We start from the raw sequence: 12,736 nt of genomic DNA, 5'->3' as shown, positions 1-12,736 counted from the left end.
TATGTGCGCCGGTCTGGATCAGGCCGTTGCCCCGGTCGGGTCGGTGTGCAGGATGTTATCTGCGGTCAGGCCGCTCAGATCGCTCAGGTCTTGGAACGTGGCCACGGTTTCAACGCTGGCATCGTTCGCCGCCTGGAAATCTACCTTGACCAGAATACTGTCTGTTCCGTCGGTTGCCATCACGTAAAGCTCATCGCCCGCCATGACTCCGGCAAGACTCTCGACAGCGGCTTCGATTGTGCTGAGGTTGAGGTCGGTGAGTACCGTGCTGAGGCCGACAAATCCGGTGTTCGTGCCCAACGTGTCTCCGGTGGAAAGCAATTCGAATCCGGTGCCATCACCGCGAAGCGTATTGGTGTCCAGCCCGTGGAACATCAGTGCGTCGGTTACATCCGCAGCCGGGCCAATCGTAAAGCCAGTCACAGCGTCTGTACCATTGCTGGCCGGGTCGGCCTCGAAGACGACGATGTCTCGCCCTGCTGCAGAAACATCAATGGTATCGTCGCCGTCACCGCCGCGCGTGATGGTGTCCGTATTCGCAGCGGTGAGCGTGTCATCACCATTGGTGCCAAACTGCACTGTCGTCGGTCCGCCATCAGACGTTTTGATTGTCAGCTCAATAGGCTGGCTGGAGTCCTGGATCGTCATCGTGAAGGTGACAAGCGGCTGAGAAAGATCTGTAAAGGTTGTCGCGGCGCCGGCAAAATTCATCGCGCCCCCGGCGCCCGGGCTGGCCAAGAACAAATCGAAGGCGTTGTTTTCCGAAACCGACGCCGTGTTGAATGTGACAACCGAAGGGTCAAATCCAAGCTCTGCCGTCAAAGCCAGACCGCCAGAGATATCGCGGTCGGCTTCGGCATAGATTGCGAATGTCACCGTAGATCCCGAGCGCCCAACTTCAGAGATCACATAGGCGGCGGGTTCATGCGCAACGGCCTGCTCGGAAACCGGCAGCGGATCTGGTCCACCCGCAACTGTCGCCTGCGCGGAAAAGACAAGGTCATCACCTGCCTCCACTGCCGAAAAGTTGGACGCCGCGACAGCCAGCGACCAGAATCCGTCTGCGGCCACCGTTGCAGATCCGACCGAACTGCCGTTTAACGTGACATCCACCGACTGGCCGATTGACAATCCGGTCGATGACCCGCCGAGAGTAATTCCGGAAGCTTTGGCATCGGCAAGACCAATCGAATTGTTGACCCCGACATCGTTCAACGTCAACAGGGGGCGAAAATCTGTGGAAAGTGAGCTGTTCGCCGCGGCCGAGCTGTTTCCTGCAAGATCGTCAACAGTGGCGGAAATGGTATAGCTCGTTCCGTCAGAGAGCATTCCAAGATCACTTGCTGGAACGGTAACTGCCCACGAACCATTTGATGCAACGCCTGTATAGGTTTGCCCGCCGAATGTGACCGAAACGGGCTGGCCATCTTCAGCCGTGGTCGTGCCTGAGATTGCAAGATCCACGCCCCACTCGGTCACGTCCAACACGGCACCCACAGGCAGACTGTTTATGGTTATCGAAGGTGCTGTGAAGTCAGTGGCAAAGCTTGTCGTGGTTTGATTGTTGTTTCCCGCCGCGTCCGAGATCGACGCATTGATATTGTAAGTCTCGTTGTCTTGCAGGGCAGACAAATCTGTCACGGTCGCCGTATAGGTCCAAGTGCCCCCGGTTACCGTTGCCGTTCCGGTGACGTCCGTAGTGCCGTCAGCGCGCGTGATTTCGACGGTAACAACTGTTCCGTCCGGCGCATCGGAAGTTCCTGACACCGTCAGGTCGGTTCCTTGTTCAACGGCGTTCATGACGGCCCCGTCGGATACGGTTGAAATTCCGATCGTCGGTGGCGTGAAATCGGTGGTAAAGCTGTTGTTCGCTTGCAGAGCCGGATTCCCGGCAGCGTCCGAGACATCCGCGTTCACGGTGACCGTCGACGCGTCAAATAGACCTGTCAGATCCGAAGCAGGTACAGTTACGCTCCAATTGCCGCCGGAAACCGTTGCGCTAAAGGACTGCCCGTTCAGACTGACGGTTACGATTTGTCCGTCTTCAGCTGTCGTACTGCCCGAGATGGAAAGATCCGTGGCCCGCTCGGCTGCATTCATGACAGCTCCGTCCGAGAAACTGTCGATGCTGAGCGTCGGCGCGGTCACATCCTTGGAAAATGTCACTGCGGCCTGAGGTGCCGTCACGCCACTGGCGTCGTCGACATCTGCGGTAACAGAGAAGTTGCCTCCATCCGACAAGGACGCCAGATCTCCAGCTGGCACAGTCACGTTCCAGGCCCCGCCGGATACTGTTCCGGAATATGTTTGACCATCGAGGGTTACGGTAACTTGCTGACCATCCCCAACGTTTGACGTTAGCCCTCTGATGGTCAAGTCGGATCCGGCTTCGGTTGCGTTTAGTACGGAACCAACAGGAAGGGGTGTTATCGAAATGGAAGGGCCGGTCAGGTCCACGGGAACCGATACAAGAAGCGGTACTGCCGGATTGCCCGACACGTCCTCGACGGCTACCAGAACAGATGCAGGTATTCCGGTGGAAAGACTGCTCAGATCGGAATTGGGGATCGTTACACTCCAGCTTCCGCCAGAAGCGGTGCCTGTGTGCACTTGTCCGTTGAACGTAACGATGATGGTCTGACCATCCTCTGCCGTGGTGGAACCGGTCAAGGCCAGGTCGCCGGCTACGTCGATCAGTTCTATCGAGCCGCCAGCCACGGGATCCAGATAAACAGTTGGTGCAGTGAAATCAGTATCAAAGCTTCCGCTCGCCTGTGGTGCTGAATTTCCCGCCGCGTCGGCAACATCCGCCGTAACGGCAATCGTCGCGCCATCAGGAAGGGCTGAGAGGTCTGCCGCCGGAACGGTGACGCTCCATTGTCCATTGGATACCGTTCCCGAATAGTTTTGCCCGTTCATTGAGACGGTAACGGTCTGCCCGTCTTCTGCATCGGTTGTTCCGGTGACCGTCAGATCCGTTGCCTGTTCGATCGAATTCAAAACAGCGCCATCGGAAAACCCGGTGATCGACAGGGTTGGAGGAATTGTATCAATATCGAACTTGACGGATTCGCTGGACAGTTCCGTGCCTGAATCGTCCAGATGTCTGACTGTCACCGTAGAGACGCCTTGCGGAAGCGCATTTGCTTCGGCCGCAGTGAGAGAAATGCTCCAACTGCCGTCATCGTTGGGTGTTACGGTTTTGACCAGCGAACCTATCGTGACCTCGACTGTCGATGTTCCTTCGGGTGCGGCGGCATTGGTAATGGCACTGTTCAATGCCGTTGCCTGAAGTTCGGCCAGGTTCAGGCTGGTATAGCTCGGTTCCGGTTGGGGTTGGGGTTTAGGCGCTGGCGCGACAGGTTCCGGGGAATCGCCGCTGCCGCCACCGCCTCCGCCCGCAGCGGCAGCTGCGCCGGCCAGCCCGAGGCCGCCCAATGCAGCCCCGGCGCCGCTGATTCCGCCAGCTGCTGCGCCGGCTTCAGCTGCGCTGAACTGGGCGATTTCAGCAACCGCCTCTTCCGCGATCATGATTGCGCCGCTGTCTAGGACCTGCACGTTTTCCGCCGCCACGATCATGGTCCGACCGTCCGCCATTTTCAGAAGAACATCGCCGTTTTTCAGCAACTTGGCGGAGCGTACACCCGGAATTGTCTCTGCGAACTGGAAGGCGTAGAGCTCTTCGATGGTTGCTTGTGACAAGGCAGGCAAGGCCATCAATGTGGACATGAGGCCGCCAGCTGCGCCGCGACCCGCCCAACGACCAAGCTTACCATTGATCCATTGTTGAACTTGAGATTTGCGATCTCCGTCCGTCGAGTCAGCCGCCGGACGATTGTTGGCCTCAGGTGCTTTGGTCATCTTGCCCTCGCATGTGGTGTCCGCGATCATCGCAACAGGAAAGGATGTGCTGTTTGGCGTTTTGCTCATCTGTCTTTCCCAATTGTTGCCGTAGCGATCGGACCTGAAAAAATTGAGTTAAACTGAAACCGAACTTCTCGTTTTCACCACAATTCTGCTTCGGTTTCGGTCTGCTCATCTGGTCATCTTGCCGTAACTGCCAGGGGTGGCGCGGGAGGTGATGGCTGTGATGCTTCAGTTCGAAAGTGTAGTGGCAACGGGGAGCACGGCGCTCGATTCAGGTATCGGCGATACGGCTTTAAAAACGCTTAACGGGAATACGTATCTCTACACGGTGACCGGCCCGGGTGGCGGCGTCGCGGTCTGGCGGCTGGTCGACGGTGCCCTGCCGCAGCTGGTTGATACCGAGTATTACAGCGGTTCGATCACCTTCCAGGTGGGGCGCAGTGCCACGTCGATAACGCTGGCGGGAACCGAGCAGATTGCGCTCGACATCAACACTGCCACGGGCCTAGTCGGGTATGACGTGAACGCGGACGGAACGATCGGTAACCTGAAGGAAACGGGTGTGCTCAACGGAGGCGGAGATATCTCGGCCATCGTACAGTTTTCACTTGGGTCTTCGGGTGTCCTTGCGATGGCGCATGAGGATACAGGCAATATCGGAACCTACCATGTGAACGCGAACGGGACGCTCAGTCTTGCGGGTTTGATTGCCGGCACAGCGGATGCCATGCAGACGTTGCGGTCGGGTTCGGATACTTTTCTGATCTCAAGTGACGCGGCAACAAACTCTGTCTCGACATATCGCATCGATTCCGGCACCGGCACGTTAACCGAGATCAACAATGATTCGGCGCTCGGAACCCTTGGTGTTTCTACTCCAACGGATGTCGAGACCGTAGAGGCATACGGTAAATCCTGGGTCGTGGTGGCGGGGTCCGGCAGCAACTCTCTCAGTGTTCTTCAATTGAACAGCGATGGAAGTTTGAAGGCGACGGACCATGTGCTTGATACGCTTCACACGCGGTTTGAATCGGTTCAGGATCTGGAGGTCATAGACGTGAACGGTCGGGTCTTTGTGGTTGCAGGTGGCGGCGATGATGGCCTGTCTCTGTTCACTTTGACACCCGAAGGTCAACTTGTTCATATGGACAGTTTCGAGGATACGCTGGCCAGTGGATTGCAGAATGTCGAATCGCTGGCGGTTGCACATGTGGGCGACGAGCTGCAAATTCTCGTGACGTCACAACAGGATGCCGGGGTGAACGTCCTGACGGTCCCGGTCGATGATCTGGGTGTGGTGCGCAAGGGGTTCGGTACCGTGAACGGGAGCGCGTCGGACGATATCCTCAGCGGCGGTATTCTGGACACGACCCTTCTGGGGGGCGCCGGAGACGACATTCTCATCGCGGGGAAGGGTGCGACGACGATGTCGGGTGGTGCAGGGGCCGACATCTTCGTGATGCAGTCCGGTAGTGGTCTGACCACAATAACCGATTTTCAGGCGGGCGTGGATCGTCTGGATATGTTCGACTACCCGCTGTTGCGGTCGCCTCAGCAACTGACCTTTACCAGCACGGCAAACGGGGCTCAGATCGAATATCGTGGCGAGGTCGTGCAGGTCCAATCCGCCTCGGGCGGCGCTTTGACAAGCACGGATATCTTTGGCGCAGGCTTCGCCGGACCGGATCACATCCCGGTAGATTTCGGGGACCTGGGCGGGCAGACACCGGGCAGCTCTGGTGGATTGGTCGGGCAGATCACGGTGGACAGCGAGGCTGCGAATCCGGGGCTGACGGATGCGGAAATCCGGTTCACGCCGGACGGCGGGGGCACGGTATCCGGCACCGCAGATGATCAGGGGCGGTTCGATCTGGAATTGCCCGATGGCACCTTTCCCGGAGTGCTGGACATCACCAAACACTATTCCACGGCGAGCGGAAAGATTGACGCGCTGGACGCCTTGCAAGTGTTGCGCATCTCGGTTGGTCTCGACCCGACATGGGGTCCCGCGACCGCGGAAAACCTGATAGCCGCAGACGTCAACAGGGATGGCACTGTGAACGCCCTGGATGCGCTTGCAATTTTGCAAGTCGCCGTTGGGCAGTCCACGGCCCATGACCCTGAATGGGTATTTCTGGATGAGAACGCGGACCTTTCAGGGATTACCAGAGACAATGTAACCTATCAGACAGGTGTCGACGTCGTGGCGGTGGATGGGGTCATCAACGTGGACATGACCTCCATCCTGTTGGGAAATCTCGAAGCGGCCTGAGCGCCGAAAGATATCTCGGCCAAAGCAGGCTTGTACCTTTTTAAGCAGTAAGGTGTGGATCGGCTTTTGCGGCCAAATTGACACGTCCCAGCCTCAGCGCTCGAATACCGCCCCATGTCGCGGTGCTTTTGGTTTCGACCCAAGCGTTGGCGCGCCTGCGGCTTCACTATCTGTTACATCCCTGTGTTTTCATGCAGAGATGGTCCAATAATTTCAATGAATTCTACCAGAATCGCAACTTGCCTGCGATAATCGCCCGACCTTCGGAACCGATAAGCCGCTCAAATTGCTGATCAGACAACATAGGTCTTGGCGTCGGTGGAGCAAATGTGACATAGCAGGCCGAGACATCAACACATAGATGAAAATTAGTAACAATGGAAATATTGGCGCTTTCCATTCCGGAAGTGAAACTGATCACCCCGAAGCGTTTTGGCGATCATCGCGGTTTTTTTGAGGAAACCTACAATGGCGACAGTTTTGCGGCACAAGGAATTCATACGCAATTCGTTCAGGACAATCATTCCCTTTCGAGCACGGTGAACACGGTACGCGGATTGCATTTTCAGGCTCCGCCAAGGGCGCAGGCCAAGCTGGTGCGCTGCGGTCGTGGGCGGCTGTTTGATGTCGCGGTCGATATCCGCAAAGGCTCGCCCACCTATGGTCGCTGGGTCGGTGAAGAACTGAGTTTCGAAAACGGGCGGATGCTGTTGGTTCCTGCGGGGTTCGCGCATGGGTTCGTGACGTTGGAGCCGGAGACCGAGATCGTCTACAAGTGTTCTGATACCTACGCGCCGGAAACCGAAGGCGCGGTTCGTTGGGACGATCCCGATATCGGCATTGAATGGCCACAGAGCAATTCAGAACACCAGCTGTCCGAGAGAGATCGGATCGCACCACTTCTGCGCGAAATTGAATCTCCTTTCGTATTCGAGGACACACAATGAAAATTCTGGTTACGGGCGGGGCGGGCTTTATCGGCTCTGCCGTTATCCGTCGCGCGATTGCCGATGGGCATTCGGTCGTCAATGTCGATGCCCTGACCTACGCGGCCTGTCTGGACAATGTTGCCTCTGTCGCGGATGCGCCGGGATACGTTTTTGAACATGCGGATATCCGGGATGCCGCCGCCATGTCGGCGATACTGGACAGGCACCAGCCAGACGCGATCATGCATCTGGCCGCTGAAAGCCATGTTGACCGCTCGATCGATGGCCCGGCCGCGTTCATCGACACGAACCTGACCGGGACCTATGTATTGCTGGAAGCAGCACGCGCCTATTGGCTGGGTGCCGGCCGGCCCGAGCATTTCCGGTTTCATCACATATCAACCGACGAGGTCTTTGGGTCCTTGGGAAAAACCGGGTTTTTCACCGAAGACAGCCCATACCAGCCGAACTCACCCTATTCGGCCTCGAAAGCGGGATCGGATCATCTCGTGCGGGCGTGGCGTGAAACATACGGCCTGCCAGTGGTTCTTACCAATTGCTCCAACAACTACGGCCCTTACCAGTTTCCGGAAAAGCTGATCCCCGTTGTCATCCTCAGCGCGCTGGCGGGCAAACCGATCCCGATTTACGGGAAAGGCGACAACATTCGCGACTGGCTGCATGTCGATGACCATGCCGAAGCCCTGTTGCTGGTGCTCGAAAAGGGTGAACTGGGCCGCAGCTACAATATCGGTGGCGAGAATGAGATGACCAATCTTGATCTTGTCAGAATGCTGTGTTCGATCCTGGATCGCCTCAAGCCGGGTGAAACGCCCTATGCGGATTTGATCACGTTCGTCGCTGACCGCCCCGGTCACGATCAGCGTTATGCCATCGATCCGACCCGGATTCGCACCGAACTGAACTGGCGTCCTTCCTACACGCCTGAAACCGGGCTGGAACAGACGGTTCAGTGGTATCTGGACAACAGCGCATGGTTGAACGCCTTGCAGGCCCGCAGTGGCGTGGGTGTGCGGCTGGGTGTTGCCAAATGAAGGCGCTGGTGTTCGGCCACGGGGGGCAGGTGGCGACCGAGTTGCGACGTCGCGGACAGGCGCATGGTGTCCTGGTTGAAGCTCTGGATCGCACCGCAGCGGACCTGTCTGACCCGTCGCAATGTGCAGACGCCATCCGGCATACGGATGCGGACGTGATCATCAATGCGGCCGCCTATACGGCGGTGGACCAGGCCGAAGAGGAAAGCGACCTGGCGCAACGGATCAACGGAGATTCACCCGGTGCAATGGCGCGTGCCGCCGCGGCCCGCGACCTGCCTTTTCTGCATGTTTCCACGGATTACGTTTTTGACGGCTCTGGTACGACCCCCTGGAACATCGATGACCCGACCGGGCCCTTGGGGGCCTATGGTCGAACCAAGCTGGACGGCGAACACCAGATCGCAGGGCCTGGCGGTCACTATGCCATTTTGCGCACAAGCTGGGTGTTTTCGGCCCACGGAAAGAACTTTGCAAAGACCATTCTCCGACTGGCAGAAACCCGTGACAAGCTGACCATCGTCGCAGATCAGATCGGTGGGCCAACACCTGCTGCCGACATCGCCGAAACCTTGCTGAAAATGGCCAAGGCTGGCCTCGAAGCCAAAGGGGGGGTGTTTCACTATTCCGGTGTACCCGACGCCAGCTGGGCGGATTTCGCCCGTGAAATTGTTTCTCAATCCGGCTTGTCGGTCGAAATCGAGGATATTCCAACCGAGGCTTACCCAACGCCGGCGCCCAGACCGCTGAACTCACGTATGGACTGTTCGCGGCTGGAAAATGTGTTCGGAATCCAGAGACCCGACTGGAAAGCCGGACTGGCTGAGATATTGAGCGAGTTGAAGTCAGCGACCAGCTGAACCTTGAAAGGACAGATTATGCAGCGCAAAGGCATTATTCTTGCCGGTGGGTCCGGAACCCGGCTTTACCCGATCACCATGGCGATATCGAAGCAATTGCTGCCGATCTACGACAAGCCGATGATCTTTTACCCGCTGAGTGTTTTGATGCTGTCGCAGATCCGCGAAATCGCGATCATCACCACCCCCCAGGATCAGGATCAGTTTCAGCGCCTGTTGGGAGATGGCAGTCAATACGGTTTGTCCTTGACATGGATCGTACAACCGTCTCCTGACGGTCTGGCGCAGGCTTATACTCTGGCCGAGGATTTTCTGGACGGTGCCCCGTCTGCGTTGATTCTGGGTGACAACATCTTCTTCGGACATGGCCTTACGGACCTGCTGCTCGAGGCGGATCAACTGAAGCGCGGCGGTACGGTTTTTGCGTATCGGGTCGCTGATCCAGAACGCTACGGCGTTGTGGATTTCCAAGGGAACAAAGCCCGCGCGATCGTCGAAAAACCCAAGGTGCCTCCGTCGAACTACGCGGTGACGGGTCTTTATTTTCTGGATGGCGACGCTCCGGCCCGCGCGCATGAGGTCAAACCGTCAGATCGCGGCGAGCTGGAAATCACGTCGCTGCTGGAAATGTATCTGGACGAAGGTTTGCTGGATGTGCAGACCATGGGGCGCGGTTTTGCCTGGCTGGATACCGGCACGCACGGGTCTTTGCTGGATGCGGGAAACTTCGTGCGAACGATCACGGAACGTCAGGGTATGCAGACCGGCAGCCTGGATGAAATCGCATGGGCAAATGGCTGGATCGACGACGAGGCTCTTGAGGCGCGCGCGCGCCTATTCGCCAAGTCCACGTACGGCACCTATCTTAAAGGGCTTCTGAGCTAGGCCGCGAACTGTCTCATGGTTGCGTGTTTAGGCTGGAATTTGCGTGGGCTGTAAGCTGCTTCACGCTTTGTGATCAAGGTCTGAACGGGGCTGGGCGGGCATTCCGGTCATGCCAAAACGCCACGCAAGAAGGCCCATTGTTTGGCGCGTTTTCTCGCTGAAAACAACATAGCCGGAGACATCATTTGCAGTAGTGCCGATGCCAGGGCCCGACCAAAGGCCATCGGGACTTCATGCTTGCGGGCGACGTAAACGCGCGATTGCCCCCTATACCAGCCCTTCAGGCCAGCGATGGCTGGGCTTCCTGGCGAGGATTTGCCTCTGGCATGGCGCATCTGAGAGTTGTGAACATAGTATAGTGGCCTGCAAACGGCTTTGAGCCGCAGGCTCAGATCATCGTCCTCATGAATCAGAAAGATTTCGGGATCAAACCCGCCGACCGCTTCGAACGCTTCGCGGCGGACCAGGAAGGCGACGCCGACGAGGACCGGCAATTCAAAGTCGGAATCGGCTGTTTTCCTGGGCAGTGTTTCATTTCGGGGAATGATTACACTGTATCGCATGAAACGAGGTGCCCCTTCCGGTCCAGAATTGAAGGGTTGAAGGCTGACGCATCCGGATGATTGTCGGCCCCCTCTTTCAACGCGTCCAATGCTCCGGGCAGCAAGTGGGAATCCGGGTTCAGAAATAACAGCAGGTCCGTTGTTGCCTTGGCGGCACCAAGGTTGCGTGCGCGGCCAAACCCGATGTTGTCTTGGCTTTCGATCAGAGTTGCGCCATGCGTCTCGGCCATTTGCCGAACCGCTTCTATTTCGTCCGAGCCATTGTCGACCAAAATTGTTGGCACGCCCTCTGGGATGGAATTCAGCATCTTCGGCAGTACACCACTGCTGTAGTAACAAACGCTTATGATCGTAATCTGTGACAATCCTGCCTGCCGTACCTGTGGAATGGGCATGATCGTTACTTCCTCGCAAACACAGTTAGGGTCAACCCCGGTTCCAGTACGACGGATCCGGGCTGCTGAATAAGGTCTGTGATCTTTTGCATTCAGCGACGCCAATCTGAGAAACGATTGAATTGGTTTTTCACCGGTGAAGCGAAGGCAAGAAACCGATCATCAAGCGCAGCCAAATGGCAAAGCCGCGTTAGGGGATGCAAAGCCTTTTTTGATCGGAGCGGTAAGATTGTCCGTCATCGAATGAAGTATTCCGATTGAGCCGCCGGCGTTTAGGACGGCCTGGCTCATTGATTGCGATCTTACGCGGCGCTCCCGAGGTTGAGCAAGCGTCGCTGTTTCAGTGTTCTTTCCTTGATGGTTCTCCTTTCCTTCAGAATGCCGTCGCTGCGACCGAAGTAGACATCGGCCGGTGTCAGATTGCCGAGACTCTCTTGATAGCGGCGGTGATTGTAGTGGTCGACGAAGGCTCTGATCGCTTCCTCGAGTGCGCCCGGTAGGTAATAGTTCTCCAACAGGATGCGGTTCTTGAGCGTTTGGCGCCACCGCTCGATCTTGCCCTGGGTCTGCGGATGATTTGATGCCCCTCGAACGTGGTCCATTCCTTGATCTTGGAGTCAATCCGCCAGGTCACCAGAGATGTATGATGAGCCGTTGTCGCTGAGCAGCCTCGGTTTTTGTCGGACGGTCGCCGACGAACAGCCTGATGCCTCCAACGCCAGTTCCAGAGTGTCGGTAACATCGTCGGCCTTCATCGTTGTGCAAAGCTTTCATGCCACGATGTAACGGCTGAAGTCGCCCAGGATCGTCGAGAGAAAAAACCAACCCCAGCCAGTCACCTTTTGGTAGGTGAAGTCGGTCTGCCAAAGTTGGTTCGGTCTCGTAGTCTTGTCATGGAACTCGTCGGCAGCCTTGATCACGTTGAACGCCGGCCCAGTAATCAGATCCTGCTCCTTGAGGATACGATAGACCGAAGGCTCTAACACAAAGTACTTTTTCGTGTCTGTAAAGCGGAATGCCAGCTCGCGGGGCGAAAGTTTCGGCTCATCAATAGCGAGGTCAACGACGGCCTTCCGGATCTCGTCAGGGATGCGGTTCCAGACCCGGCCGGCGTGTGGACGGCGATCTTCAAGCCCGGCTTCACCAAACGCCTCATAGCGGGCACACCAGCGGTAGAACGTGGTTTTCGGAATGCTCAGCCTCGACAGCGTCCTCTTCGTTGGCAAGTGGGACTGCTCGACAAGTCGGATGATCTCGAGCTTCTCCGTTGCGAGGTATCTCATATGTCGTCGTCCCCATCAGCGAGCATACTTTTTTTGAGTAGGCGGTTTTCCAGGGTGAGGTCGGCAATGGCCTCCTTCAGGGCCGACGCCTCGGCCCGCAGTTCCTTCACTTCGGGGCTCGTCGCTTGCCTGGCTGTGTCGCCTGCCAGCCGCTTCTTTCCGGCCTCCAGGAACTCTTTCGGCCTGGAATAGTACAGGCTCGCGGCAATCCCCTCGTGACGGCAGAGCGCGGCGATGCTCTCCTCGCCGCGCAAACCCTCCAGTACAATGCGGATCTTCTCCTCCGCAGAATGGTGCTTGCGTGTCTTGCGGCGAATGTCCTTGACGACCTGTTCAGCTGTAGTTTTGTCGGTTCCAGCTTTCCGTCTCATCTTCACTTCTAAACGGTTCAGATGAGCCAGAAACCTTCCGTTATGCAAATCCTACAATCAGGCCTACAGGTGCTGATGTCAGACACTATTTGCTGACTGCGGCGTCGAAACTCAGCCCACCTTTGTCGCCACGTACGGCAAGGCGGTTCAGAAATTCAGCCAAGAAAAGAGACCCCAAAAGGGGTTGGGACAAACCTGGGCAATCCAACAGGCAGGGTTTTGAAGCCATCGGTCGGGCCGACGAGTTCAAACCCTT

General features: G+C 57.1%; 8 protein-coding genes and 1 pseudogene. 5 read left to right on the top strand and 4 right to left on the bottom strand.

Translation table 11 applies throughout. The features are described 5' to 3' along the window. Positions 1-18: 18 nt before the first annotated feature. Entirely contained in the window at positions 19-3,930 is a 3,912-nt protein-coding gene (locus tag GOW09_RS10260; protein ID WP_254442721.1) for an Ig-like domain-containing protein, read from the bottom strand. Positions 3,931-4,090: 160 nt separating this feature from the next. Here GOW09_RS10260 and GOW09_RS10255 point away from each other — a divergent pair, with 160 nt between their 5' ends. The 5 genes from GOW09_RS10255 to rfbA all read left to right on the top strand — a co-directional run bounded on the left by GOW09_RS10255 (position 4,091) and on the right by rfbA (position 9,868). Further along, on the top strand, positions 4,091-6,139 hold the full coding sequence (locus tag GOW09_RS10255; protein WP_254442720.1) for a dockerin type I domain-containing protein: 2,049 nt from the start codon (positions 4,091-4,093) through the stop codon (positions 6,137-6,139). A gap of 377 nt (positions 6,140-6,516) precedes the next feature. Next, positions 6,517-7,086, top strand: a complete 570-nt coding sequence (gene rfbC, locus GOW09_RS10250; protein WP_171117983.1) for a dTDP-4-dehydrorhamnose 3,5-epimerase — start codon at positions 6,517-6,519, stop codon at positions 7,084-7,086. Beyond that, entirely contained in the window at positions 7,083-8,123 is a 1,041-nt protein-coding gene (rfbB, locus tag GOW09_RS10245) for a dTDP-glucose 4,6-dehydratase (RefSeq protein WP_171117981.1), read from the top strand. Before rfbC ends, rfbB begins: the two co-directional genes overlap by 4 nt. After that, entirely contained in the window at positions 8,120-8,983 is an 864-nt protein-coding gene (rfbD, locus tag GOW09_RS10240) for a dTDP-4-dehydrorhamnose reductase (protein ID WP_171117979.1), read from the top strand. The genes rfbB and rfbD overlap by 4 nt, the downstream gene beginning before the upstream one ends. 18 nt (positions 8,984-9,001) lie before the next feature. Beyond that, positions 9,002-9,868, top strand: coding sequence for a glucose-1-phosphate thymidylyltransferase RfbA (gene rfbA / locus GOW09_RS10235; protein ID WP_171117977.1), 867 nt, complete (start codon positions 9,002-9,004; stop codon positions 9,866-9,868). A 107-nt stretch (positions 9,869-9,975) separates the two neighbouring features. Here the strand turns inward: rfbA and GOW09_RS22565 are convergent, their stop codons facing one another. The 3 genes and pseudogenes from GOW09_RS22565 to GOW09_RS10225 form a co-directional block, all read right to left on the bottom strand. Then, positions 9,976-10,431, bottom strand: a complete 456-nt coding sequence (locus GOW09_RS22565) for a glycosyltransferase family 2 protein (protein WP_253284237.1) — start codon at positions 10,429-10,431, stop codon at positions 9,976-9,978. Beyond that, the gene (locus GOW09_RS22560; protein WP_253284236.1) at positions 10,416-10,826 is read right to left on the bottom strand and encodes a glycosyltransferase; all 411 of its coding nucleotides are present in this window, start codon (positions 10,824-10,826) and stop codon (positions 10,416-10,418) included. Before GOW09_RS22560 ends, GOW09_RS22565 begins: the two co-directional genes overlap by 16 nt. Positions 10,827-11,128: 302 nt before the next feature. Beyond that, a pseudogene (locus GOW09_RS10225) lies at positions 11,129-12,480 on the bottom strand (IS3 family transposase). Positions 12,481-12,736 lie beyond the last annotated feature (256 nt).

The organism is Ruegeria sp. HKCCA5463, from assembly GCF_013034175.1.
Taxonomy (GTDB): Bacteria; Pseudomonadota; Alphaproteobacteria; order Rhodobacterales; family Rhodobacteraceae; genus Ruegeria.
The sequence above is the reverse complement of the archived record's forward strand: the minus strand, read 5'-3'. Positions and strand labels throughout refer to the sequence as shown.